General features: G+C 70.7%; 20 protein-coding genes. 10 read left to right on the forward strand and 10 right to left on the reverse strand.

What is annotated here, in order from left to right; translation table 11 throughout:
• The first annotated feature begins 77 nt into the window (after nucleotides 1-77).
• Genes K4G22_RS30290 through K4G22_RS30320 form a run of 7 tightly spaced genes read left to right on the forward strand, consistent with a single transcriptional unit; the run spans nucleotide 78 to nucleotide 7,296 of the window.
• Nucleotides 78-917 (forward strand): IclR family transcriptional regulator, encoded by an 840-nt coding sequence (locus K4G22_RS30290; RefSeq protein WP_228083662.1) that lies wholly within the window; start codon nucleotides 78-80, stop codon nucleotides 915-917.
• On the forward strand, nucleotides 914-2,200 hold the full coding sequence (locus K4G22_RS30295; protein ID WP_228083663.1) for an ABC transporter substrate-binding protein: 1,287 nt from the start codon (nucleotides 914-916) through the stop codon (nucleotides 2,198-2,200). The genes K4G22_RS30290 and K4G22_RS30295 overlap by 4 nt, the downstream gene beginning before the upstream one ends.
• Complete coding sequence (locus K4G22_RS30300; protein ID WP_228083664.1) at nucleotides 2,197-3,147, forward strand: carbohydrate ABC transporter permease; 951 nt, start codon at nucleotides 2,197-2,199, stop codon at nucleotides 3,145-3,147. The genes K4G22_RS30295 and K4G22_RS30300 overlap by 4 nt, the downstream gene beginning before the upstream one ends.
• Before the next feature lie 26 nt (nucleotides 3,148-3,173).
• Nucleotides 3,174-4,016, forward strand: a complete 843-nt coding sequence (locus K4G22_RS30305) for a carbohydrate ABC transporter permease (protein WP_228083665.1) — start codon at nucleotides 3,174-3,176, stop codon at nucleotides 4,014-4,016.
• Nucleotides 4,013-4,672 (forward strand): bifunctional 4-hydroxy-2-oxoglutarate aldolase/2-dehydro-3-deoxy-phosphogluconate aldolase, encoded by a 660-nt coding sequence (locus K4G22_RS30310; protein ID WP_228083666.1) that lies wholly within the window; start codon nucleotides 4,013-4,015, stop codon nucleotides 4,670-4,672. The genes K4G22_RS30305 and K4G22_RS30310 overlap by 4 nt, the downstream gene beginning before the upstream one ends.
• Complete coding sequence (locus K4G22_RS30315; RefSeq protein ID WP_228083667.1) at nucleotides 4,669-5,658, forward strand: sugar kinase; 990 nt, start codon at nucleotides 4,669-4,671, stop codon at nucleotides 5,656-5,658. Before K4G22_RS30310 ends, K4G22_RS30315 begins: the two co-directional genes overlap by 4 nt.
• Nucleotides 5,659-5,706: 48 nt before the next feature.
• Complete coding sequence (locus K4G22_RS30320) at nucleotides 5,707-7,296, forward strand: serine/threonine-protein kinase (RefSeq protein WP_228083668.1); 1,590 nt, start codon at nucleotides 5,707-5,709, stop codon at nucleotides 7,294-7,296.
• 48 nt (nucleotides 7,297-7,344) lie between these two features.
• Here the strand turns inward: K4G22_RS30320 and K4G22_RS30325 are convergent, their stop codons facing one another.
• A complete protein-coding gene (locus K4G22_RS30325) occupies nucleotides 7,345-9,669 on the reverse strand; it encodes a transketolase-like TK C-terminal-containing protein (RefSeq protein ID WP_228083669.1) in 2,325 nt (774 codons plus the stop codon).
• A 637-nt stretch (nucleotides 9,670-10,306) separates the two neighbouring features.
• Here K4G22_RS30325 and rph point away from each other — a divergent pair.
• Nucleotides 10,307-12,934 (forward strand): rifamycin-inactivating phosphotransferase, encoded by a 2,628-nt coding sequence (rph, locus tag K4G22_RS30330; RefSeq protein WP_228083670.1) that lies wholly within the window; start codon nucleotides 10,307-10,309, stop codon nucleotides 12,932-12,934.
• 68 nt (nucleotides 12,935-13,002) lie between these two features.
• Here rph and K4G22_RS30335 read toward each other — a convergent pair whose 3' ends face one another.
• Nucleotides 13,003-13,572 carry a TetR/AcrR family transcriptional regulator gene (locus K4G22_RS30335; protein WP_228083671.1) on the reverse strand — a complete coding sequence of 190 codons (570 nt, stop codon included), beginning with the start codon at nucleotides 13,570-13,572 and terminating at the stop codon, nucleotides 13,003-13,005.
• Between the two features lie 103 nt (nucleotides 13,573-13,675).
• On the opposite strand from K4G22_RS30335, the gene K4G22_RS30340 reads away from it, so the two are divergent.
• Together K4G22_RS30340 and K4G22_RS30345 are read left to right on the forward strand one after the other, a co-directional pair.
• Nucleotides 13,676-14,587, forward strand: coding sequence for an alpha/beta hydrolase family protein (locus K4G22_RS30340; RefSeq protein ID WP_228083672.1), 912 nt, complete (start codon nucleotides 13,676-13,678; stop codon nucleotides 14,585-14,587).
• A gap of 129 nt (nucleotides 14,588-14,716) precedes the next feature.
• Nucleotides 14,717-15,184 (forward strand): MarR family winged helix-turn-helix transcriptional regulator, encoded by a 468-nt coding sequence (locus K4G22_RS30345; RefSeq protein ID WP_228083673.1) that lies wholly within the window; start codon nucleotides 14,717-14,719, stop codon nucleotides 15,182-15,184.
• 145 nt (nucleotides 15,185-15,329) lie between these two features.
• Here the strand turns inward: K4G22_RS30345 and K4G22_RS30350 are convergent, their stop codons facing one another.
• The 8 genes from K4G22_RS30350 to K4G22_RS30385 all read right to left on the reverse strand — a co-directional run bounded on the left by K4G22_RS30350 (nucleotide 15,330) and on the right by K4G22_RS30385 (nucleotide 25,280).
• On the reverse strand, nucleotides 15,330-16,460 hold the full coding sequence (locus K4G22_RS30350) for a hypothetical protein (RefSeq protein ID WP_228083674.1): 1,131 nt from the start codon (nucleotides 16,458-16,460) through the stop codon (nucleotides 15,330-15,332).
• Entirely contained in the window at nucleotides 16,457-16,765 is a 309-nt protein-coding gene (locus tag K4G22_RS30355; RefSeq protein ID WP_228083675.1) for a DNA-binding protein, read from the reverse strand. Before K4G22_RS30355 ends, K4G22_RS30350 begins: the two co-directional genes overlap by 4 nt.
• A complete protein-coding gene (locus K4G22_RS30360; protein WP_228083676.1) occupies nucleotides 16,762-17,514 on the reverse strand; it encodes a hypothetical protein in 753 nt (250 codons plus the stop codon). Before K4G22_RS30360 ends, K4G22_RS30355 begins: the two co-directional genes overlap by 4 nt.
• A gap of 276 nt (nucleotides 17,515-17,790) precedes the next feature.
• Entirely contained in the window at nucleotides 17,791-18,582 is a 792-nt protein-coding gene (locus K4G22_RS30365) for a hypothetical protein (RefSeq protein WP_228083677.1), read from the reverse strand.
• Nucleotides 18,583-18,667: 85 nt separating this feature from the next.
• Nucleotides 18,668-19,393 (reverse strand): Crp/Fnr family transcriptional regulator, encoded by a 726-nt coding sequence (locus K4G22_RS30370; RefSeq protein ID WP_228083678.1) that lies wholly within the window; start codon nucleotides 19,391-19,393, stop codon nucleotides 18,668-18,670.
• 201 nt (nucleotides 19,394-19,594) lie between these two features.
• On the reverse strand, nucleotides 19,595-19,741 hold the full coding sequence (locus tag K4G22_RS30375; RefSeq protein ID WP_228083679.1) for a hypothetical protein: 147 nt from the start codon (nucleotides 19,739-19,741) through the stop codon (nucleotides 19,595-19,597).
• A gap of 107 nt (nucleotides 19,742-19,848) precedes the next feature.
• The gene (locus tag K4G22_RS30380; protein ID WP_228083680.1) at nucleotides 19,849-20,835 is read right to left on the reverse strand and encodes an AraC-like ligand-binding domain-containing protein; all 987 of its coding nucleotides are present in this window, start codon (nucleotides 20,833-20,835) and stop codon (nucleotides 19,849-19,851) included.
• A gap of 131 nt (nucleotides 20,836-20,966) precedes the next feature.
• A complete protein-coding gene (locus tag K4G22_RS30385; protein WP_228083681.1) occupies nucleotides 20,967-25,280 on the reverse strand; it encodes an ATP-binding protein in 4,314 nt (1,437 codons plus the stop codon).
• Between the last annotated feature and the right edge of the window lie 507 nt (nucleotides 25,281-25,787).

A 25,787-nucleotide genomic window follows, 5' to 3' on the forward strand; every position in this document is an offset into this window, starting at 1 on the left:
AACTCTTGCATTGAGCGGATAGCTTAATGCAGTATCCATCGCGTATCGCAAGTGTTTCGGATGTAGGAGAGCTGGTCATGGGTGCTGAGCAGGGCACGAGCACAAACCAGAGCGTGGAGCGCGCGGCGGCCGTCCTCGCGGCGTTCCACGACGGGCGCCCGCTCCGGGTCGCCGACGTCTCCTCCCGGGCGGGGCTCGGCCAGTCCACGACGTCCCGCATGCTGGCGACGCTCGAATCCCTCGAATACGTGGAGCGCGACGCCGACTCCGGTCTCTACCGGCTCGGCACCGGACTGATCACCCTGGCCGGGTCGGCGCTCAACCAGCATCCGGTCTACCGTGCCTCCCGGCGACACGCCCAGGAGGCCGCCGCGCAGCTCGGGCTCGGCGTCAACGTGTCCGTCCTGCACCGCGGCACCGTCTTCTACCTCGCCAACTACGAGGGGGCGCTCGCCCCGAAGTCGATGACGCTGGCCGGACAGCGCAACGCCCTGCACGCCACCGGCATGGGCAAGTGCCTGCTGGTGGGCACCACCCGGGACCAGCGGCGCGCGATGCTCCCCGAGCTGCCGAGGTTCACCGGCAGGACCGTCGGCAGCCACGAGGGGCTCGACGCGCAGATCGAGCTGGTCGTCGAACGCGGGTACGCCACCGAGGTCGAGGAGCTCGCCCTGGGCCGCGCCTGCGTGGCGGCGCCGATCCGTGACGCCGCAGGGGAGGTCGTCGCGGCCATCTCGATCTCGGGCGCGCTGTCGGCCATCGACCTCGACAACCGCGAGGGCGAGCTGGCGGGGCGTGTGATCGAGACGGCCGACGAGGTGAGCACGGCACTGGGCTACGCCGGCCCCACCGTGCACCCCCACCACGCCGGCCAGGACACCGCCCCCTCCCGCACCTCGGGCGGTGTCGCCCGATGAGCGCGGCGCGCAACCGCCCCACGGGACCTTCCCGGCGGCGCGTCCTCTCGCTCGGCCTCGCGGCCACCGCCGGCGCCGCGCTCTCCGCCTGTGGCTCGCGCGGCGGGTCCGGCGACGGGAGGACCGTGCTGGAGTTCCCCTCCTGGCAGGCCGCCGAGGGAACGTTCGCCGTGTGGTGGCGAGAGTTGATCGCCGAGTTCGAACGGACCCACCCCGAGGTGCGGGTGGACTTCTACTCGCTGCCGTTCGACAGCTATGTCGACCAGCTCACCATCAGGTTCGCCGCCAACGACCGCCCGGAGATCGTGCACCTGCCGGCGCGCAACGCCGCGGAGTTCGCCGGCCGTGGCTGGCTGGCGTCGCTGGAGGACCGCCTGCGGTCCACCGACATCCAGGACACCTGGACGCCGTTGCAGGAGGAGATGGAACTGGACGGCGAGGACCACGGCGTCCTGCTGCTCGGCTACGGCTACAACCTCTACTACAACCGGCGGTTGCTCGAATCCGTCGGGGCCGGGGTCCCGACCACCCCGGAGGAGATGATCGCCGCCGCCGAGGCGATCACGGGCGACGGGATCTACGGGTTCGGCGCCACGACGGCCGCCAACCCCGACAACTACACCGAACTCGCCGCCTTCGTCGTCGGCAGCGGCGCCGCACTCTCCACCGACGACGGCGCGTTCACCGCCGACAGCGACGCGACGATCGCCGGCCTCGACCTCTACCGCCGCGCCCTCGCCCAAGCGCCGCAGGGCATCCAGTCCCAGCAGCGCAATGAGCTCTACCTCACGGGGAAGGTCGCGATGCTCCTGGAGGGCCCGTTCTTCCTCAACGAGCTGGGCGGCGCAGGCGACGCCGTGCGCCCCCATCTCGACGTCGCCCGCGCACCGTTCCCGCAGGTCCCCGGCGGCGTCTCGAACAGCATCCACATGCCGGCCGGCATCGACCCCGACAAGGCGGCGGCCGTCTGGGACCTCATCGCGCTGGCCTGCTCACCGGAGTGGCAGCGCCGCTACACCGAGGTGACCACCAACCCGGCGCCCCGGGCCGACTCGGTCACCGCCGAGGCCGTCGCCGAGACGCCACAGCTCGAACTCTTCCAGCAACTCGCGGACGAGGCCGAGTCGATCTTCCCTGGCCACCAGGAACACCGCGAACGGTTCGGCCGGATCAGCGACATCGTGTCGGCCGCCGCCACGGCCCTGATCACCACCAACGATGCGACCGCGTCGATCGCCGCCCACCTCCAGGGCGAACTCGAGCAGGCCATGGAGTCCCGATGACCACGAAACCGCGGCCGAAGTCCGCCACCCCGCCGCCGACCCAGTCCTCGCCCGCGCTGCGGCGCGAGCACCGACGCCGCAGCGTCTTCGCGTATCTGACGCTCTCGCCCACCCTCGCCATCGTCGGTCTGCTGATGGCCTACCCGCTCTATGTGGCGATCGACCTCAGCCTCCGTGGTGGCCAGATCTCCGATCTGCTCAACCTGGAGCAGAACCCGCTCACCTTCGACAACTACGGCGATGTCCTCACCGACCCCGGCCTGGTCAGCGACATCGTGCGGTCGATGGTCTACACCCTCGGCGTCGTGCTCCCCGCCTTCGCCATCGGCCTGGGCCTCGCCGTCCTGCTCAACAAGGCGTTCCCCGGACGCCGGATCATCCGGCCCCTGGTCCTGCTGCCGTGGGCGGTCCCAGGAGTGGTGGTGAGCGCGGCGTTCAGCTGGATGCTCGACGCCTCCTACGGCGTCGTGAACTACCTGCTGCGCACGGTCGGCATCATCGACAGCAACGTCGCCTGGCTCGTCGACTCCAACACCGCCATGTTCGCCGTGATCCTGCCGACGATCTGGAAGTACTACCCGTTCTTCGTCCTGATCCTGCTGGCCCAGCTCCAGTCGGTGCCTGGCGAGCTCTACGAGGCCGCGCGGATGGACGGCGCCTCGCCGCTGCGGCAGTTCGCCCATGTCACCTGGCCGGCGGTCCGCACGGCCTCCGCCCTGGCCATCGTGATCACCGGCATCGGTGTCTTCCGCGAGTTCGACTTCATCTTCCCGCTCACCGGCGGCGGCCCCAACGAAGCCACCCAGACGCTCGCCATCCGGATCTACAACGAGGCCTTCCAGTTCTTCGAGATGGGCGTCGCCGCCGCGCTCGGCATCGTGACCATGGCGATCTGCGGCGCCCTGCTGGCAGCCGCCGGCCGGGCCGTGCGCCGCGAGTTCGGCTGAACCGGCCCGTCACCACAGGAGCACCCATGTCCACCACACTCTCCCGCCCACGCCGGTGGTCCCTGCTCGCGCTGGCGATCGCGGTCACCTCCGTGCTGATGTTCCCCATCTACTGGATGATCATGACCTCGATCGTCCCCTCCGAACGGCTGCTGGTCTCCGAACCACCGCTGGTCCCACCAGCCGACGCCACCTCGATCAGCGCCTACACCTCCGTGCTCAGCGATGTGCCCGTGCTGAAGTGGTTGTGGAACTCCACGGTCACCACCGTGGGCGCCGCCGTCATCTCCACGGTCGTCAGCACGTTGGGCGGCTACAGCCTCTCCCGCTTCCGCACCAAGGGGCAGCAGGCGATGGGCTTCACCCTGCTGTTCAGCCGGATGCTGCCGGGCACGCTGCTGATCATCCCGACCTTTGTGCTCTTCGCCAACTTCGGCATGGTCAACAACCTCTGGGCGGTCACCCTGGTCAACACCGCGGCCACCGTCCCGTTCACGACCTGGCTGATGAAGGGCTTCGTCGACGCCGTCCCGGTCGAGATCGAACAGGCCGCGATGATCGACGGATGCGGACGGCTCGGCGCGCTGTGGCGCGTGATCGTCCCGCTGCTCAAACCGGGCATCGCCGCGACGTTCACCTACGCGTCCATCCTCACCTGGGGCGACTTCCTCTTCGCCCGCACCCTCATGGGCAACCCGGACGGCTGGACCGTCACCGTCGGCATCGCCTCCTTCATCGGCGAGTTCAGCGTCGACTGGTCGGGACTGATGGCCGTCGGCCTGATCTCGATGCTGCCGATGGTCGTTCTCTTCCTGCTCCTCGAACCGTTCCTGACCAAGGGAATGACGACGGGATCGGTGAAGGGATGAGCACCCGGCACCACACCGCCCCAGGGCCGGCGGGCGTCGTCGCCATCGTGCGGCTGAACACCGCCCCGCCGGACGGGATCCGCGCCGCCCTCGTGGCCGCCGGCGTCGAGGCGCTGGAAGTCACCCTCACCACCCCGGGGGCCGAGGCGGCCATCGCCCGGTGGCGGGAGTCGGGCACCGCCGCCTCGGTCGGCGCCGGCACCGTGCGCACTCCCGACGAGGCGCGCCGCGCGGTGCGGGCCGGCGCGCAGTTCCTGGTCACCCCGACCACCTCGGCCGCCGTGCTCGACACCGCGGGCGAGGCCGGCGTGCCCGTGCTCTGCGGCGCCCTGACCCCGACCGAGATCGACACGGCCTGGCAGCTCGGTGCCTCGGCCGTCAAGGTGTTCCCCGTCGACACGGTCGGTGGAGCGGCCTACGTCAGGGCCGTCCTGGCCCCGCTCCCGGACATCCCGCTGGTGCCGACCGGCGGCGTCGACGCCGCAGCCGCACGCGCGTACGCCGCGCTGGGCTGCCGCGCGGTCGGCGTGGGCGGCTTCCTCGTCTCCGAACGCCTCGCGGCGAACGGGGACTTCGACGGGCTGCACGCGCGCGCCGCCGAGCTGACCGCCGCCTGGCACGCCGGCCGCGCCGAGTACGCGGGGGAGACCCCGTGACCTGGCCGCCCCGGCCCGAACCGCTCGGCGCCCGACTCGATGTCGTCGGCGTCGGCGAGGCCATGCTGCTCCTCCAGGCGCCGCCCCCGTCGCCGATCGAGGACGCCCAGGCGCTGTCGGTCTCGGTCGCGGGGGCCGAGCTGAACGTGTGCGCCGCCGTCGCCCGGTTCGGCGGCCGGGCCGCGTTCCTGTCCGCGGTGGGGGCGGACGCCCCCGGGCGCCGGGTACGGCGCGCCGTGCGGGACCTCGGCGTCGCCGACCCGCTGGTCCGCGAGGACCAGGCCCGCCCGACCGGCCTCTTCCTGCGGGAGACACCGGCCGACGGGCACCGCCGGGTGACCTACTACCGGGCCGGTTCGGCCGCCTCCGCCCTCGACGAGTCCGCCGCCGATCTCATCGACGGGGGCAACGCCCCACGCTCCGTGGTGGTTTCGGGCCTGACCGCGTCCCTCGGCCCCGGCCCGCGACGGCTGCTGGAACGGCTGGCCCGGCAGACGGCCGGCACCGGCACCGCTCTGGTGCTGGACGTCAACCTGCGCCCCGCCCTCGGCGTCGACGAGGCGCTGGCCACGATGCGGCGCATGCTCCCGCACGTCGACCTCCTGCTGCTGGGCGACGACGAGTCGGGGCCGCTGTTCGGCACCACGGATCCGGCGGACGTGCTGGCCACGGCCACGGCCGCCGGCGTCGGCGAGACGGTGCTCAAGGGCGGTGAACGCGGCTGCTGGCTGTGGGACGAGGGCCCGCGGCACGTCCCGGCCCACCCCACCCGGGTCCTCGACACCGTGGGCGCGGGCGACGCCTTCCTGGGCGCGTACCTCGCGGCGCGGCTGGCCGGCGCCCGCCCCCTCGCCGCCGCCGACCTGGGCGCCCGGACCGCCGCCGGGGTCGTCGCACACCCCGGCGACACCGAGGGCCTCCCCGACCGGATCACCGCCCACCGCCTCCTCACCGCCGCCCTCGCGGGACCGGACGGTATCCGCTAGCCGTACGCGCCTCGGGGCCGGTGCGCGCTTCTGGATAGGCTCGGCGGCATGGTGAACGAGGGGGAGCGCGGCCAAGTCCTGGACGGGCGCTTCGAGTTGGTCGAGCCGTTGGGCGGCGAGGACGAGGGCGGACGCTGGCGGGGGCGGGACATCGCCCTGCGGCGGGAGGTGACGATCCGACGGATCCGGCTCGACGGTTCCGACGCCGCCCAGGGCTCCGAGCCACGCGCGCTGCGGGAGGCCCGCGCGTTGGCCGGGCTCAGCCATCCGCATGTGGAGACGGTCCTGCACATCGTCCAGGAGCCGGGCGACCCCGTCCTGTGGGTCGTCACGGAGCTGGTGGCGGGGCGCACCCTCGCCGATCGCCTGGCCGACGGGCCGCTGACCGCGTCGGAGACCGCCGCCCTCGGCCGCCAGCTGCTCTCCGCCCTGCGTGCCGCGCACGCCGCCGGGCTCACCCACGGGGACATCCGGCCCGCCCGGGTGGTCCCGCACCCGGACGGCAGCGTGGTCCTCACCGGCTTCCTGGGCTCGGGCGCCGACGACGCCGACTCCCCGACCGGCCCCCGGGCACCCGAGTACCTCGCCCCCGAGCGCATCCGAGGCGGCGAGCCAGGGCCGGCGGCCGACCTCTGGTCGCTGGGCGTGCTCCTGTATGTCTGCGTCGAGGGACACCACCCACTGCGCCGGGCCACCCCGATGGCCACCCTGGCCGCCGTCCTCGACGGAGCTCCGCCACCCCCGGCCCGGGCCGGCGCGCTGGGGCCGGCGCTGCGGGCCCTCCTCGTCCAGGACCCGGCCGCCAGGCCATCGGGCGAGCGGCTGGACGCCCTGCTGGCCACCGCGACGACGGCCGGCCCGCCCCTGCCGCTCCCACCACCCCCACCGCCCTTCGCTCCGCCACCCCCCGCCCCCCGCCGCCCGTTCGGGCCGGTGGCCGTGGCGGTGACCGCCGTCGTGGCGGTGGTCGTCGCCTTCTCGGCCTACGCCCTGCTCCGGTCGTCCGACGACGACGACGCCGACGGCGGTGACGACCGGGCCCGTTCGACGCCGTCAGGGAACGACACGGCCCCCTCGGCGGGGGCCACGGACCCCCCGCCAGATGACGAGGCGGACGCCCTGGTCATCGACGGGGTCAGGACCCTCGCGCCCGACGTCTACCGCCACGGTCTCGGCGAGACCAGCGAGCCCGTCCCCTACGAGCCCTCCGCCGGCGGGCGGACCGCGCTCTCCGTCACCGTCGACCAGATCGAGACGGGCCGGCACGCGGACCTCGACGGCCTGATGGACCCCATCCAGTCCGAGGGCCTGAAGCCGGTCTATCTGCGGGTGACCCTCACCAACCTCGGCGGCGAGACCATGACGCTGACATCCAGCATGTGGGTCGGCAACCTTGGCACCTTCGGCGTCTTCGACGAGGACACCATCCCCATCGCGAACAACGTGTACGCCTTCGCGATCGAGGGCGAACCCGGCGAGTCCACCGCCCGGCCGGACGACCGGCACCTCCCGGTCGGCCAGTCGGCGGACTCCTGGGTCGTCGCCGCGATCCCCGAGGACGACGAACCCTCCCTGGTCTACTGGCAACCCGACTGGGACCCCATGGCGAACGGCTGGCTCCTCTGGGAGACGAGCTGACCCGACGCGCCCCCGCCCGCCGTCATCTCGCCGCGCCCGTAAGGCCGTTCACTCGGTGAGGTCGAGCGCGGCGCGGACGATGCTGTCGGCGTCGATCCGGTGGTGGCGGTAGACGTCAGCGAGGGAGCCGGACTGGCCGAAGCGGGTGACGCCGAGCCGTCGGATCGGAACGTGGTGGATGCTGGCCAGGAAGGCCAGGGTGTGCGGATGCCCGTCCAGGACGGTGACCAGCGGGGTGGCGCGCTCCGCGGGGAAGACCTGGTCCAGGATCCAGTCGGCGGCCTCCCCGTGCCCGGCCCTGGCGTCGAGGGCGCGGTAGAGCAGCCCCGGGCTGGTCACGCACACCACGTCGGCCGGGACGCCGATTCCCTGGAGCCGGTCGGCGGCCTCCAGGGCCTCGGTCACCATGGCCCCCATGGCGGCGACGGTCACCCGGGCGCCGTCCCGTCGGCGCAGCGGATAGGCGCCGGCGACGACCTGGCGGCGGCGCCGTTCGCGGGCCGCCGGGTCGGCGGGGACGCGGGCGAGGGTCTGGTCGACGGGGCGGGTGGACAGTCGCAGATAGGCGGAGCCACCGTCGGGCCGGCCCAGGCGGGCGAGGGCGGCCAGCAGGGTCCACTCGGTGTCCAGGGCGAACGCCGGCTCCCAGGCGGTGCAGCCCGGCTGCTCGATGCCGAGGGAAGGGGTGGTGACGGACTGGTGGGCACCGCCCTCGGGCGCGAGGGTGACCCCGGACGGGGTGCCGACCAGTATCGACTGGCCGCCGGCGTAGATGCCGAACGACCAGGGCTCCAGGGCTCGTTGCACAAAGGGGTCGTACAACACCCCGATGGGCAGCAGCGGTTCGCCCCAGCGGCTCCAGGTCGCGCCCAGCTCTCCCAGCAGGCCGACCAGATTGGTCTCGGCGATGCCCAACTCGATGTGCTGGCCGGTCGGCCGCTCCCGCCAGTGCAGGATCGTCTCGGCGTCGTCGGCGAACCAGTTCACCCGCTCCGTCGGAGACCAGACGCCGACCTTGTTGACCCAGCCGCCCAGGTTGGTGGTCGAGCTGACGTCGGGGCTGACCGTCACCACCCGGCGCGCCGCCTCCGGCGCGGTGCGGGTCAGGTCGAGCAGCACCCGGCCCAGGGCCGCCTGGGTGGTCGCCACCCCGCTCGGGGTGCGCCCGATATCGGCGGGCAGCGCGGGCGGCACGGCCGTGGGCACGGGGTCGCGACGCAGCCGCGCCGCCGTCTCCGCGCACAGGCCGGCAGCGGCGGACGTCGCGGCGAAGCCCTCCCAGGGCCGGTCGAGATCGGTGCCCAACCGGGCGGCGAGTTCCCGCATCTGCTGTTCCGTCAGCAGGGACGAGTGGTTCTGCGGGTGCCCCTCGGTGGGCAGGCCGTGGCCCTTGACGGTGTACGCGAAGATCACGGTCGGCCGTTCGTCGTCCACCTCGGACAGCGCGGTGTCGAGGGCGGCCAGGTCGTGGCCGCCCAGGTTGCGGAGAGCCGCCATCAGCGTCGCGTCGTCGATCCCGGCCAGCAGGCCGGCGACGGCCCGGGCTCCCGGTCCCGCGCCCGGCAGCCGCTCGCGCAGCTCGTCGGCCGGGCAGCGCAACAGGCGCTGGTACTCGGGGTTGGACATCTCGTCGATGCGGGCCCGCAGCGCGTCTCCGCCCGCGCGCGCGAAGAGCTCCTCAAGTCGCGTCCCGTACTTGAGGGTGAGCACCTGCCAGCCGGCCGCGGCGAACATGCCGTGCAGGCGGCCGGCGGCCATGTGCGGCACGACGCGGTCCAGGGACTGCCGGTTCAGGTCGACGATCCACACCAGCTCGCCGAGTTCGGCGACGCCCGGGTCGAGCACCGCCTCCCACACCGCGCCCTCGTCCAACTCCGCGTCGCCGACCAGCGCGTACTGCCGCCCCGCGAAGCCGGCCCCCGGGGTCCCGTCCGCGTAGCGCCGGGCCAGGGCGCCCCAGATCGTCGCGGTGGCGCCGATGCCGACCGACCCGGTGGAGTAGTCGACGGGGTCCGGGTCCTTGGTGCGGCTCGGGTAGCTCTGGAGGCCGCCGAAGGCACGCAACGTCGACAGGTGCGAGGCGTCGAGCTCGCCGAGCAGGTGGTTGATCGCGTGCAGGACCGGCGAGGCGTGCGGCTTGACCGAGACCCGGTCCTCCGGGCGCAGATGACGGAACCACAGGGCCGTCATGATCGACACCATCGAGGCGCACGAGGCCTGGTGGCCGCCGACCTTGAGCCCCGAGGGGTTGGGGCGCACCCGGTTGGCGTGGTGCGTGATCGCGCTGGACAGCCACAGCACACGGTCCTCGATCTCGCGCAGCGCGTCGAGGGTGGCAGCCGTGGTCCGCCGGGCGGCGGGTGCGGTGGTCATGGCGGAACGGTCTCCTCGTGCTGGGCACATCCGGCCGACGCGACACGCGCGACCGGCTGTGGGACGGGACGGACCACGGCGGCGGACGGAGCGCGCCGGGCTGGCCCCGGCACCGGTCGGGCCGGCTCAGGACCGGGTCACGGTCGGCCGCGCGATGTCGGGGCGTGATCGTTGCGGACGAGGAGATCACCGGTCCGGGAGGTCGCACAAGATCCGGCGAGGAAGTCGCGCAGATCGCCCAACCACCCACCGCTTGGGCCCCGCGGGGTGCGCACTATGCCCAACCCCGCCCGCGTCGACCCCGCCGACCCGGGCGGGAGGGCCGGGCCACGATCGGGGCCGCCTGGCCGCGCCCGAGGGCCGACGGCATCGACGGCACAAACACAAAGGGCAAGGAGACCGCGCTCCTTGCCACTCTCAACGTATAGCGCACCGGGGGGCTTGCGGCAAGACCCGGGGGGTGCCGCAAAATCGTCGGCCAAGGCCACAACCAGCGGAAATGAGGGCACGACGTGCGTGTGTTGTCGACGTGTGGGGGACGCGGTGACGTCGGACCGGCGAGGGGATCGGCGCCGGTGCCGGGGTGCGCGCCGGCGCCGGTGAGGCGAGGGAACACCGCTGCCTCGGAGGTGGCGCGATGACCGAGCGGTATGTGCGGGATCTCCGCGAGGTCGACGAGACGCGGATCGCGCTCGTCGGCGGCAAGGGAGCGCACCTGGGCGGGCTGTCGCGGATCGACGGCGTCCGCGTGCCGGACGGCTTCTGCGTGACGACGGACGCCTTCCGGCGGATCGTGGCACAGGCGCCGTCGATCGACGACCCGCTCGATCAGCTGTCGCGCCTGGACCCGGACGACCGGGAGGCGGTCCGCGAGCTCAGCGCGCGGATTCGTCGGTCCATCGAGGGAACCGCCGTCCCGGGCGATCTCGCGGCGGCGATCACCCGAGCGCTCGCCCGGTTCGGCGAGCGGGACGCCTACGCCGTCCGATCCAGCGCGACGGCGGAGGACCTGCCGACGGCCTCCTTCGCCGGCCAGCAGGACACCTACCTCAACGTGGTGGGGCCGGCGGCGATCCTCCGACACGTCAGCCGCTGCTGGGCCTCGCTGTTCACCGAACGGGCGGTGGTCTACCGCCAGCGCAACGGCATCGACCACCGCGCGGTCCTGATGGCCGTGGTGGTGCAGCGGATGGTCCTTCCCCGGGCGGCCGGCGTCCTGTTCACGGCCGACCCCGTCACGGGCAACCGGAAGGTCGCCACCGTGGACGCCGGCCTCGGCCTCGGCGAGGCCCTGGTCTCCGGCCTGGTGAACCCGGACGTCTTCACGGTGCGCGACGGCGAGGTCGTTGCCAGGACGATCGCCGCCAAGGAGCGTGCCGTGCATGCCCTGCCGGCCGGCGGCACCCGGGAGGTGGCGGTCGACCCGCTGCGGCGGGAACAGCCGGCGCTGACGGACGCGCAGGTGGTGCGGCTCGTCCGGCTGGGGCGGCGGATCGAGGCGCACTTCGGCCGCCCGCAGGACATCGAGTGGTGTCTGGCCGACGATGACTTCCAGATCACGCAGAGCCGGCCGATCACCACCCTGTTCCCCGTCCCCGAGGCCGGCGACCAGGAGAACCGCGTCTATGTCTCCGTCGGCCACGGGCAGATGATGACCGACGCCATGAAGCCCCTGGGGCTCTCCGTGTGGCGGCTGACGGCGATGGTGCCGATGCACGAGGCGGGCGGCAGGCTGTTCGTCGACGTCACCTCGCGCCTGACCTCGCCCGCGAGCCGCGCCGGGCTGCTGGAGGTGATGGGGCGGGGCGATCCGCTGATCAGGGACGCTCTGGAGACCGTCCTCGACCAGGACGACTTCGTCCCGTCGCGCCCGGACACGGATCCCGGCGGGCCGCCCGCCGGCGGTGCGCCGGCGCCGATCGAGACCGATCCGGCCGTCGTCACCGAGCTGGTCGAACGCAGCCGGGCGTCCATCGCGGCCCTGGAACGCGATATCCGGACGAAGACCGGGCCGGCGCTCTTCGACTTCCTGCTGGCGGCCTTCGAGGAGCACCGAAGCGTCCTCAGCGATCCGCTGAGCCTGCGGGCGATCATGGCGGGGATGGACGCCAGCTGGTGGCTCAACGACCGGCTGGGGGAGTGGCTGGGCGAGAAGAACGCGGCCGACACGCTGACGCTGTCCGCGCCCGACAACGTCACCTCCCGGATGGGACTGGCGCTGCTCGACCTCGCCGACGTGATCCGCCCGCATCCGGAGGTGGTGGCGTTCCTGCGAACCGCCGTAGGGAGGGGGGCCGTCGACGAGGGCTCCCCGGACCAGGGCTTCCTGGACGAGCTGGCGAAGCCCGCCGGCGGGGCCGAGGCGCGCGACGCCCTGGCGGCCTACCTCGACCGGTACGGCATGCGCTGCGTCGGCGAGATCGACATCACGAGGCCGCGGTGGTGCGAGCGCCCCACCGCGCTGGTGCCCGCGATCCTCGACAACGTCAGGAACTTCGAACCCGGCGCCGCCGAGCGGCGCTTCGAGGAGGGGCGGCGGAAGGCGTGGGCGAAGGAACAGGACGTCCTGGCCCGCCTGCGGGCCCTGCCGGACGGCGAGCGCAAGGCCGCGGAGACCAAGCGGATGATCGACCGGGTCAGAACCTTCATCGGCTACCGGGAGTACCCGAAGTACGGCATCGTCAGCCGCTACCTCGTCTACAAGCGGGCCCTGTTGGCGGAGGCCGAACGCCTCGTGCGGGCCGGTGTGCTGCCCGAGCGGGAGGACATCTTCTACCTCACCTTCCAGGAACTCCACGATGTGGTGCGCACGAACCGGGCGGATGACCGGCTCGTCCAGCGGCGCAAGGAGGCGTTCCGGTCCTACCAGGCGCTCACGACCCCCCGGGTGCTCACCTCGGACGGTGAGGCCCTCACCGGGGCCTACCGGCGCGACGACGTGCCGGCCGGCGCGCTGAGCGGCCTGCCGGTCTCCGCCGGGACCGTCGAGGGCAGGGCCCGCGTCGTCCTCGACATGGCTCAGGCCGATCTCGAAGCGGGCGACATCCTGGTCACGACCTTCACCGACCCGAGCTGGTCGCCGCTGTTCCTCGGCATCGCGGGCCTGGTGACGGAGGTCGGCGGCGTGATGACCCACGGCGCGGTGGTCGCCAGGGAGTACGGCCTGCCCGCCGTCGTGGGCGTGGCGGAGGCCACCCGGCTGATCCCGGACGGTCAGCGGATCCGCGTGCACGGAACCGACGGATACGTCGAACTCCTGCCCTGACCGCCCCCCTGGCGGAACGCGGGCGGCCCGCTCGGGTCACAGAGATCCGAAGCGGGCGGCTCCTGCCGCTATGCCTGGTGACGGCATCCGGCGAGGAGGGTCGCGACCATGTGCTGGGCGTCGGCCTGGTCGTAGTCGGGGCCGGTGATGCAGAGGTTTCCGATGGCGCGCATGAGCGGGTAGGCGGTGATGCCGGGGTTGATCTCGTCGGCGGCGGCGCAGGCGTCGAGCAGCGTCGCGCAGGCCGGGAGCAGGGTGTCGAGCATGAGGGTGTGGAGGTTCTCCAGCCCCGGATCACCGGACCCCAGGGCGGCACCGAGGCCGTGCTTGGTCACCAGGAAGTCCACGAACGCGTCGACCCAGCGGGTCAGGGCGGTGAAGGGAGAGGCCGATTCCGCCAGGAGCTGGGGCGCGAGCGCGGCACAGGTGTCGATCTGGTGCCGGTAGACGGCCGTGACGAGGTCGGCCCGGCTCGGGAAGTTCCGGTAGATCGTGCCGATGCCGACGCCGGCACGTTCGGCGATGTCGCGGATGGGGGCCTGGACGCCCTGGTCCACGAAGACCGCCGCCGCAGCCGCCAGCACGGCGCCGCGGGTGCGTTGCGCCTGCGCCTGGCGTACCCCGACTGCTTCCGGCACGAGACCCTCCCTTTGCTCGCGGAACAATGTTCCGCTAAGTTGGCGGAACGACGCTCCGCCAAAGTATGGCAGAGCGACCCCAGGGAGAAAGCGCAGGTCCCCCATGTCTTCCCGCCCCCTCGACCAGCGGATCCTCTCGGTCAAGCCCATCACCGTTCCCGCGCCGGGGCGCGGCGTCGAGCTCCAGGTGAAGGTCACCGCCCCGCTGGCAGGTCACAACCTCCCCGTCATCGTGTTCTCCCACGGCAACGCGTGGTCCATGGACGGATACGAACCTCTCGTCGACCGGTGGGCAGCCGCCGGATTCGTCGTCGTGCGGCCCACCCACCTGGACTCCCGCCGCAACGGCATCGGGTGGGACGACCCGCGCTTCGCCACCATCTGGCGCGTCCGCGTCGCCGACCTCCACGCGGTCCTGGACGGCCTCGGCGACATCCTTCTCCAAGCTGGTGACCTGGAGTCCCGCGTCGACCGTGAGCGGGTCGCGGTCGTCGGCCACTCCTGGGGTGCCCAGAGCGCCGGCGTGGTCCTCGGCGCGCGCGTACTCGACGCCGACGGCGTTCCCGGAGAGGACCTCTCCCACCCCGCGGTCTCGGCCGGCGCGCTGATCGCGGCGACCGGAACCGGCGAAACGCTCACCCCGTTCGCCGTCGAACACCTGCCGTTCATGCGGCCGGACTACTCCACCATGGCCGCCCCGGCCTTGGTCGTCGCGGGCGGCAAGGACCAGTCCCAGCTCTCCACCCGGGGGCCGGAGTGGTTCACCGACGCCTACCACCTGAGCCCGTCCCCGAAGAGTCTCCTCGCCATCGCCGAGGGCGAACACACCCTCGGCGGCCTCGCCGGCGAGATGGTCGCCGAGACCACCGACGAGGACCCGGCCCGCGTCGCCCTCGTCGCCGACGCGATCTCGGCCTACCTCCGCGACGCCTTCAAGCTCGGGGACGCCGCGTGGGTCGCACTCAACAACGCCGCGGCGGCCGGCGACGGCACATGGAGCGTCACCAGCAAGTGAACCCGGGCCGGCGAGCCTCTGAAACGGAAAGGGCGGCGCGTGCCGGGCCGCCGCCGCTCCGTCTTGACCTCAACTTAACTTGAGGTTCTACGCTGCTCGCGACAGCGATCGTTTCTGAGGAGCCCACCCATGACGACCCAGCACGCCTCCGACGCCGAACTCGCCGCACAGCCGGCCGCCTACTGGACCGGGGTGGCCCATGAGGCGGTCATCTCCTTCACCCGAGCCCGACAAGCCGAACTGGGCTTCACCCAGCCCCAGTTCTGGCTGCTGCGCAATCTGTCGAAGAACGACATCTCACCCGACGGCCGAGGTATGACCGTCCCCGAACTCCAGCGGGCCATGAGCTCCTACCTCAGACCCGGGGACGATCTGAAGGCGGAGGCGGGAACCCTGCTGGAGCGCGGTTGGCTCACCCGCGACGCCGAGGGACGACTGTGGATCACCGAGTCGGGCGAGGAGGCCCGCCTCGACCTCAAGCGGCACGCCCCCGCCATCCGAGCCCGCATCCACCGGGGCATCGACGACGCCGACTACGCGACCACGGTCAGAGTGCTCCAACAGCTCACCCGCAACACCGACGGCACCCAGACCTAGCCCGAGCAGGCCTGCGCATAACAAGCGAATCCTGCCGTTGGCAGGAAGCGGAGCCTGTCGGGGCCGCGGTGCGTGATCCACCCATCGAGCCATTGCGGCGCCACAGGACCCGGGCCTCAGCGGCCCGGGTCCCAGCAGGGGAGCGTCAGGTGGTGGGGCGCTGCGCCAGAGCGCGGGCCCTGCTCGCCCAGTCCCCCATGGATGTGATGGCGGAGGTCATCACCTTCACCGCTGCGGAGATGTCCTTCGCCGGTTTGTGGAGGTGTCGACTCAGACGCACCAGGCCACCCGCCGACGTAGCGAACGAGCCGAGCTGACCCAGGCTCTCCTGAGCGGTTTCGTCCAGGGCCATGAGCTGTCCCAGGAACTCCTCTGTTCCCTCGTCGCGCTCGTCGGTCGGAGTTACCTCGATGAGCCCCAGCGCAGCCCGCACCCCGCTGTCCAGGGTCACCATTCGTTCCGCGAACGTCCCTGCGACAAGGTTCATTTCCTGGGCTGGTGAGCTGATCGACTTTGCGTACCGAGCGACGGCGGCGAGCCGTGCGCTCGCGGGCGCGTTCGCCTGGCTGAGGTCGAGCATCTCGGTGTTGGTCTGTTCGGTCAGCGCCCCGATCGTTTCGATCATCTTGACGATCGTCCCCACATCCGCGGTCATCTCCTCCAGCCCGTCCTCGATCGCGGCGAAGTCGTCGAGCAGACCGGGTGAGTCCTCGTCCTCCGTCTTCCCGCCCTCCGCCGAGGACGACAGCCCCTCAACGTTCTGGAGCAGTCCGCGCAGCACCCGCGCCGGGGTGAGGAGTTCGAAGCCGTCCCGAAGTCCGACTTCCAGGGCGCTCTCGATTTCCTTGCGCGCGCCGGCCAGGTGGCTGCGCGCCCGTTGATACCGGATCGTCCTGATCGACGCGATGTCGAACGGCAGCTTCCCTGCCTCCCCGATGTGGACGGTCGGCTTGCCGGTGATGTGACGCAGCCCCAGCTCGTACATCACGTTGGGGTTGCCGCCGCTGACGTCTGCGATGACCAGGTCCGAGTCGATGACGTGCCGACAGATCTGGTCGTTGATGTCGCCGGCGTGGGCGATGCCGTCGGCGCGCACCGCGATGATCCCGTGCTTCTCGCAGGCAGGAACGATCACCTGCTCGAAAATTTCGAGGTGGTGCTCGTACGCCTCTCGCTCGGGGCTGCCGTTCGAGGCATACGGGTCGCCGATGGGGCCGATGACAAAGCACCTGCGGGGCTGGTCAGGCGTCTTCGCAGGAGCCAGTGACGCGATCATGCGAGGTCCTCCGTTCTATGTGGATGGGCTTCGTCGAGCTGGGCGGCGTGCGTGGCAGCGGCTTCCAGATCGGCGGCGTACACCGGCCGCTCCTCAATGCCGAGGGAGCGCAACAGGTGTGCGGTCGGAATGCGGTAGCGCCAGCCGAGGCGCAGCACGGGGCAGGGGAAGGCGTCGAGGCGGATCAGCTTGTACGCCGTACCGGGGCAGATATCGAAGGCACGGGCTGCCGTGCGCAGGTCGACGCTCAGGGGTAGGTCGAAGGCCTCTGCGAAGCCCAGGGGCGGGCCGGATCGTGCGCTCATCGGCGGGCCTCCGCGGGGCGGAGGGTCAGCGTGCCGATGAGGTCGGCCTCCTCGTGGCGGCGGGCCCGGAACACCAGGTCGGACAAGCCGGCGCTGTGGGCGAGCGCCCTGAGCCGCTCTCCCTCCCGCCGGGTGCGCGATTCGGCGAAGCGGATTGTCGTGGCCAAACCCTCGGGGCGTGGCCTGGGCGTAAGGTGCAGCTCCCACCTGCCGGCCGGCCGTAGCTGTTCCTCCGGTGGAGGTGTGGCGTTGCGGGCGTCGGCGAAGGCTGCGATGTCCACGAAGGGAACCTCGCGCCTGATCCGATCCACGTAGGCCCACATCCGGTTCACCCCTTCCTTGATCATGTGGTTGCCCGTGTCCGAGCTGGCCGGATCTGCCGAGTCGAGGGCGGTGAGCACGGCCAGGACGGCCTCCGCCTCAAGGTCGGCTCGCTCGACCCTCAGCCGGCGGAGGATCTTGTGAAGGCTCCGGTACAGCCCGGGTAGCGCCAACCAGACGATGAACAACCGCTTCGTGCCGTTCCTGCCGGTCTCTCGCTGAGCCTCGGTGACGGCCTGTCGCCAGATCACGGGCCACAGATCCGCATCGCGCTCCGCTCCGTACAGTGCCTTCCTGCATTCCTCCGGAGAGAGCCGGATCGTGCGATCACCCACATTCACGGTGAGGGTTGGCCGCACAGCACCGGGTGCTCCGAGAAGCTCACTTTCGATCAGGGCGAATAAGCTCCTGGGATCAGTCGATGTCATTACTTCTCCTTTGCTGCCTCGTCAGGCCGACTGACGACAGCGCCGCGACAGCTCGCCCGCAGGCGTGGGCAAGGGCGGTCAACGCCGACCGCACATCTGCGTGACGTGTCCCTGAGACCGGACTCGCCGTCTCGCGACGCGGCCGGGAGGATCCGTCCACCGAGGCGGACGTGTGAATATGAACGTCGCCGTACACGTCGTGGCCGACGTTCACCCCGTAGTCCGCCCGCTGGATGCCGTCCCCTTCGAGTCGGAGCGGGGCCTCGTTCGGTGCCGTCACAGGGCGCGCCCGTGGCCGGCCGCCGGAGGGGCCACGGGCAGGCCGATGGTGAGACTCCCACTGAGGTCGTGTCCGACATTGACGCCATGGGGGGCGTACTGAGAGGGCGCCGTTCGGGTAGGGGCGGGACCATCGGGCGACGGCATCGGCCCACTCGTGTCGGCTAAGGACCGGTGTACTTCGTCCGGGGCGTGGCCCGGCACGTGGATCCAGCCGTAACCGCCGAAGTCCTTCACCCGGACATGGACTTGGGCGTACTGGGTCTGGTCGAGGTCGGGGTGCCCCAACCGTACGACGTCCTGGTACAGCCGGTCGGACACGATGACTGCGAGATCAGCCGGGGGAAGGGCAGCGAGTACGGCCTTCAGTTGGGGCGCGTTCACATAGCGTGCCACGGCGACTGGCGCGGGTCCGGCATGACCGAGAGCCGCGTCGGCGACGATGCCGGTGTCGACGGCGAGCCGCAGTCTGACGCGAGGGGTGGCCGGGCGGGCGTTGAGGGCGCCGAGGCGGGCCACCAGGTGGCGCACGAAAGGGCCCAACACGGCGACTTCGCGTGTGGCCTCGGGGAGTACGGCGAACTCCTGGTCGCCCTGAGGCTGGCGAGCCCAGGCGTCTCGGTTCAGTCCGGTCAGTGCCGCCGCCTCGTCCAATAGCCGGACCAGGTCGGATTGGACGGTTGACTGGCTCCGGGTGTCGAGGCGGCTGTACTCCTCCATGTCCGCCGCCAGGCACAGCCTGCGGTGCGGAGTGATCTCCCGCGTCCAGCGGGAGAGGGATTCGTTCACGGCAACGCGTTTCCTTCCACGTGTCGTTGGGTGCGGTGCACGCCAACTGTGTGGGGAAGGGAGACGAGCCGTCGAAGAATTCGCATTAATGCGAATTGTGATCGTGTCTTTGGGTAACCGGCATGCCCAGCTTGGCGACTTTCCGCAATCGGGCGATATCCCGCACGTAGGTCTGCTTGAGGCCAGTGGTGATGAGGTTCTGCCTGCCCAACTGGATGAGCGCGTTGTGTGCGGTGCCCGCTCTGCACCCGATGAGGGCGGCGAACTCGGGCTGAGACAGATTCACGTCGATGCGCACCGCGTTGCGTTCCTGTCGCCCATACGACGCCGCCAGTTCGACGAGCACGCGTGCCAGCCGCACCAGGACCGGGTAACAGCCGAACTCCAGACGCCAGCGGTCGGACCGTCGCAACCCGCCGGAGAGCACTCGGGTGAGGGCCAGTAACACCTCGGAGTTGGCCAGGAGGAAAGTCTGCAGTTCGTGTGAGGGGATAACTGTGGCAACGACCTCCCCACATGCGGTTACCGTGGCCGACCTGGGGCGACGGTCCAGGGCCGCCAGCTCACCCACGACATCCCCGGCGATCTTGATGTCCACGAGCTGTGGCCGGTCACGTCCCAGCTGGACGGTCACCTTCACCAGTCCCTGATGAAGCAACACCAGATCCTGCTCGTGGTCGCCCTCACTGATCAGTACGTCGTCCCTGGTGAAGCGGTGCCTACTGCCGAGCTGTGTCAAAGCTGTGCGTGCCCCGGGCGACAGGGTGTCGAGAAACGGCCGGCGATCAACCATGTTCGATGCATGAATCATGTGCACAGCAGAGCAGTTCCCCGGCTCGGCAGTTCGCGTTTCCGCTCGTTGCTCCCGGCGCGCCGAACGCACTCCGGGGCGCACGGCGGCGCACGGTCGGAGCGCTCGACCTTCCATCGGTGCCGTCCGAGCCGTTCGAAGAACTCGATACCGAAGAGCGACCATGCCGCAGCCCACAGCCGCACCACATGAGTCATCCCCCTAGCCCGAGCAGGCCCTGACGGTCACGTAGATGATCAGAGCGAGGAGGAGATAGCTGAAACAGCCCGGCTCGTCGCCATCGACCGCCCTGCGGATCCGCTCGCGCTCATCCCTTCGCCCCCGTTCGTACGCGTCCCAGTCATTCACGGCAGCCCCCAACCGGCCACGATGCCAGGCCCATGTTCCCGGCCACTCGCATCGTGGCACCGCGCCGGCGGCAGCGAATTAGCCGTGCGTGCGGCGTTGGTTGTCGCTCAGCGCAACCGCCGAGCCTCCGGCGCATCGCTCGGCGCCGCCTGCCGGAACTCCCCGGGCGGTATGCCGTAGGCCGCGCGGAAGGCCCGGCTGAAGTCCGCCGGATGACGGAATCCCCACGCCAGCGCGATCTCCCCGACGGTCTTGTGCCGCAGCCGTGGATCTCCGAGGTCGGCCCGGGAGCGTTCCAGTCGGCGACGGCGGATCGTCGCGCTGACGGTGTCCGGCCGTTCCCGAAACAGTTCGTGCAGCGTCCGCAGGGAGATGTGGTGGTGTGCGGCGATATCGATCGGCCGCAGGTCGGCGTCGTGCAGGTCGCGCTCGATGAAGGCGTCGATCCTGGCCAGCAGCGCCTGCCTGCGGCTCTCCGGCGGGACGGCACGGGCGATGTCCAGCCGGCCGGCGAGGAGCGTCACCGCCAGGTCGACCGCGACGGAACCGAGCCCGGCCAGCTCGGCCGGGCCGCACTCCGGCGCGTGCCTCAGGAACCCGGTCAGGTGCTGGGCCAGCAGCGCGCCCGATCCGGTCCGCGCGGGCAGGCGCGCGGCCAGCAGCCGGTCCACCTGGGCGAAGGGCAGCGGGAGCAGCGCCCGGGGCAGGCGGACCATCTCCACCCGGGCCGGGCGGCCACTGCCTCGGAACTCGGCCCGCAACGGCCGGGAGGTGGAGTAGAGGCCCAGGTCGCCCACGCCGAGCCAGGAGTTGCCGCGGTTCTGCTCCAGCCCGATCCGGCCGCCACGGACCGCGAAGAGGTAGTAGTCCTCCGGGTCATGCCGCCGGATGTGCGTGCGCGTCCTGACCCCCGTCGCCGACGAGAGCCACCACGAGGAGACCGTCGTGTCCGGGGCGCCGACGCTGTCGACTCTCCCGCGAAAGCGCTCGGGGCGCTCGCTGGCCATCGACAGCGCCATGACCTCCGCGCGCATGAGCTGCTCCCACCAGTCGAACCGGTCCCCGGCGGGCAGGCCGTCGGTCGACAGGGACACCCACCCGCCCGGTACGGCCGCCTGTCGCGGCGCCGCGGGTCTCACCCGATCAGCCACCGGCGCATGGTCTCGCATCCGGGCCCCCGGGACACAGTCCTGCGCAGGCCAAGTCCGCGGGCCGCGCTGGCGTCTCAGCCTCGATCGGCGTTGTTGATCGCCTCGGCGACGCCATAGGACCCCAGGAGCAGCAGTTGGTCCAACAGGTCGAGGATCTCTGACCGGCGTTCGGCCGGGGTGGCCTGGGCATGTGCGCGCACCAGCAGCTCACCGACGTGATGGGCGTCGGCTGTCGTACCGCCCGCCAACCTGGGGGAAGCAGGACTGACTGCCTTGAGGAAGCGCCTCACACAGGTCAATACCAGGTCGTCGACCCGGTCAGGGGCGTGCTCAAGAGTGATCAGCAACTGGGGTAGCGCGGACTGGAAGGTACGAGAGTCAATCAGGGCAGTCAGGGTCCGGCGGAAGGGCGCCAGACGCTGGCCCCTCAACGCGAGGGCGACCGTGGCAGCGGCTTCGCGGACGTCCGTTTCCGGGGCATGGAAGAACTGGAGCAGTGCGCGGTGGGCCAGGGCGGCGTCCCCGGTGTTCACGAGGCGTTGGGCGCACACCTCCGCGGCTCCTTGCCGGTGTGCTCGGTCATTTCCAGCAAGCACGTGCGCAAGCAGATCGGTCATCCCCCACTCCATGGCCGCCACTGCCGCGACCCGTCCACCCTGCTCGCGAACCGCTGGCACCGGGGAGTGCAACATCCGTTCCATCATCGGTCTCCCAGCCACCGGGTCCCCATAACACAGGGCGAGAAAAAGGCGAGTTACACAGGGGGAGACCAGAAGCTGGTCGGGGGCCTCCGTGAGCACCGTGAAGGCCTCGGCCACCGCAGGACGGTCGTGGCGCATCGCGGCATGCAGAACGTGGGCCACGCATGCCCGGACGGCGAGGGAAGGGTCGATGGCCAGCGAACGAAGGTGGGGTACGACCAGGGCGGCCCGCGCCCCGTTCGTGTCGTGGAGGAGCAGGTCTCCCAGGCTCCTGGCGTTGCTGCCCCGCACCGTGTTGATCCCCGCGGTGAACAGGTCGCGCTCCGTCTCTCCCTCGTCCTCAGTGAGGATGTCACTAGGGTCGTCGGAGTCGAGGGCGCGGTTCAGTAGCGTCTCCACTAGATCGAGAGGCGTGCAGGTGAGGTACTTCTGCACCGCCCACCCCAGCCAGCGGTCACATGCCAGCCTGCGTTGGTCCGCGAAATGTCGAACTGCCTCGAAAACGGTGCCCGGGTCGCTGTGTGGCTCCGCGTCACCGAGGCCGAGGAGTAAGGAGGCCCCGTAGGCCGGGTGCATCCCGGCGTCCATCCGCAAAGCGAGCCGCGCGAACCGGTCGGGGGCGGTGGCCGTCATGCTCTGCAGCACACGCCCCAGCTCTTGAGCCCCGCCCGTGAAGGTCGCCCAGTCGGTGCGATCCTGGCTGTGCTTTCTCATGGCGCCCAGCCACTGGTCGTCGCTCATGTGCTGGGCCGCTTTCCGTGGGATGGGCGGCCCGATGAATCCGACCGTCATCCCCTGTAGCTCGTTCGGCTCCCGCATGTCGCCGTGCAGTCTGCGGAGTTCTCCGAGCCTCCGGGCCGCCCGTTCGGAGAGTCGCCCTTCGGGCAGCGCTGTCAGCAGTGTGAACTCGTGCCAGGGAGAGTGCTGCTCGTCCGGGGGGAGCCGCAGGTGGAGCAGTGCGTTCTCCAAGCGACGGAGGGTGCCGTCGGGCAGCGCCTCACCGACCGCGCGGAGGACCTCGCGTGCCCCCCATACGGCGTTCGCCGCATAGCCGGACAGGAGGCGGTGTCTGCCCTGGAGGAGAAGTTCGGCTGTCCAGGGAGCGACGGCCGGCCCCGCCTCGATCAGCGCCTGGTAGAGGAGCCACTGCGCCCCCTCGTACACCACGTCAGTGAGCCCTTCCACGAGCTCTCGCACGCGGGCGACATCTCGGCCCGCCACGATCCGCAGAGCCTTGGCCGCGCCCTGGAACAAGGCGTCGCCGAGTGTGGTGGGCTCGTTATCGGCAGTGCGGAACGAAAAGTGCTTGTCGAAGACCGGCCAACCTGCCCGAGCAGGATTGCCTGTTGTAGCCATGACGTTCAGCAGCACGGGCAGAAGCTGCGCACAGTACTCCTCGGGAGCGCCCAGAGCGGCGGCCGCTATCAGGCGGAGTGCCGAGCGCTCTCGGGTCAGAAGTACGGCGACCCTGCCCTGATCATCAAGTTGCAGGGAGTTCGGACGGTCCGCAAGCAGTGCATTGAGCAACTCGACGGCCCACGCGGGTTTTCCAGCTGCGAGGTCATCCACCGAGATCCAAAGGTCGTGCTCGTGACCCGAGAAGAGACCGGCCCGCGCGCCTTGGAGCAAGAGGTCGAAGAGCGCCCGGCTGTCGGTGGTGCGGGCAGACAGAACGACCCGGAACATCCATGAGGGGTACTGGGGATCTGCCGTGTGCGGCTTCAGGAGGCCGGCCACCCGGTCTGGATAGGCGCGGGCAGCTGCAAACATCATCCGTAGCCCCCAGTCGCGTTCCCTGGCATCGGGACTGGTCAGCCAGCTCTCGATCACTGCCTCATCGTCCGCGCGTCGGAACCACGCCGCATTGCTCACTGCGTGCACAAGAAGGGCCTGGAAGGGAGGGCGGGTGTCCAGCACCCGTGCGACGGCGCCCCATTCACTGGCGGTAGGAGCCGCCAGCCCGCGTAGGACGGCCAAGGTCACGTCCTTGAGGTGGTAACGGATCTCCGGACTGGTCAGCAGTGCCTCGACCTCCTCGGCGAATCGCTCCCGGTCCAGCTCTCGCAGGTGGTCGAGGACCTGCCTCAACTGTCCGCGGCGGAAGAGTTCCTGCTCCCCACCGGTGAGAAAGGTGACCAGGCTCTCCCCTCGCCTGAGCCAGTCGCGCGCGAAGGCGTAGTCGAAGAAACTCTCGTGGAAGAAGGCCAGTTGCCGACCGTCGCGCACGCAGACGTGCTCCGAGATCAATACGTCCCGCGTCGTGGCGAGGTCGTCGGCGTCGAGCACACTGTCCGGTACGGACAGCCGTTGCCGAGCGCTCATGGTCGCCGTGACGGCCGACACCGCATCGTGAAAGCGGATGGAGGGGTTGCGACGCAGGCAGTCCCGCCGTTTGTTGTCCCAGAAGGCGTCGAAAAGCTGCGTGATGGTACGGAAGGTGAGGGCTGCCTCCTGGTCGGCGATCTGGCTCAGGAGGAGCAGATGCAGCGGTGATCGCAGCAATGCTCGCTGCGGCGGGGTCACATGGGATGCGTTCAGCCCCATATTCGTGACCGCGACGTTTACCTGGGCGTCGGAAAGTGACCGGACCTCGATGCTCGCGCAGTTGTTCGATATCGTGAGCTGGCGGATGCGGTGATCGGCTTGGGCATCGAATTCGCGGCACACGAGAACAACGCGCATGGCAGGATCTGCCTTCGCCTCGGCTACCAGATCGGCCACCGCGTCGAACGTGTCCGGGATACGTCCGGACGCGAGGCCGACCGCGTCGAGCTGGTCCACGATCAGGACACTGGGCCGACCGTCCGCCACGGCTCCGAGGGCACTGACCGGGGACACGGCCAGGTCGATACGCCGCCCCAGCTCGTTGGTCGAGGCGAAGGGAGCCAGCCGGTCGAGTCGGAATGCGAGTACCGGAGTTGCTCGTGCGTCGAGTGCGGTGAAGGCCTGGTGCAGCACCGCGCTCTTTCCACTGCCCGCTGTGCCTGTCAGGAGGATGAGCTGTTCGGAGCCTCTCGTGATCTGTTCCAGCAACCGGTCGACTTCCGCTCGGGATATAGCGGGTTGCAGCAGCCCACGTCGCACGCTTGCCGCCCACCCCCTCGTCGCCTTGCTCACGGCGTGGGTCACCACGTCCCTGTCTCCCCGACTGATCCGTCGCAGCCCGTACGGTGCCAACCGGGCGCTGATGGCCGAGGCGTCGAGAGTGGTTCCCATGTTGGTCAACAGGAGGTCGCCGAGGCCGAGGGCAGCGAGTGGGCCTGGGGCCCCGGCAAGGACCTGTTCGGCCAGGACCGCGTTGACGTTGACGAGTTCTCGTTCGTTGGGCCAGTCCACCCGGAGCCCTCTGAGCATGCGCCAGGCTGTTGTGGCTGAACCATAGATGTTGGCCGCCGCGAGGGCGTCGAAGGGGCCTTGAAGCTCATCCGACAACCACTCGGCCTTGAAGGAGGCGAAGTCGTCGGAACGGCGGGCGCGGTCGGCGAGTTCGTCGAGGGCACGGGCGGGCACCGTGGAGACGAAGTGGAAGGTGCGGCCCGCGTCGACGTGGGAACGCAGGTTCTGCCAAACCTCCTTGCTGTGGAGGGAAGCCACATTCCAGCTGTTCGCGGTGCGATTCTGTCTCTTGACCTGGTGCACCTCCGTCTCACCGTCATGGCGGTAGACGAACTCGATGCCATCGCCCAAGGGGGCGCCCGGCTCCAGGGTGATCGATGCTCCCGTGCCCAGAAGGACGTACAGGGCATGCCTGATCGTCCAGGCCCCATCGTAGCGGTTGCCGAACTTGTCCGCCTCTCCTCCTGGCCGCGGTACCACTCTGCCCCCTGCTATCTCCCGGGCGACCTCGACAGCCGCGTATGTGCGCGGACGCTACCGCACCGGTCCGAGGAGCCGAGGAGTTTGGGCTACGAGGTCTTCCTGGTGCCCCGGATGGGGGAGGCGCCCTCCAGGTGCCCGACTCTCAACGCCGCGTCGGGTGCGAATGATTGACACCCCTGAAGAAAGCCGGTTTACCCCACCCATCGGCCGGTTGACGGATGTGGTGACCAAGAGGTGGTGATGAGCGACGAGGAGATCACGATCAACGACGTCGCTTGTCGTGCCGGGGTGAGCAAGGGGACGGCGCCCCTCGCCTACAGCGGCAAGCGGACCACGGCCCAGGTCCTTCGGACGGCGGCCGACTGGACTGGGCGC

Origin of the sequence: Streptomyces profundus (assembly GCF_020740535.1) — a bacterium.
Lineage (GTDB): Bacteria > Actinomycetota > Actinomycetes > Streptomycetales > Streptomycetaceae > Streptomyces > Streptomyces profundus.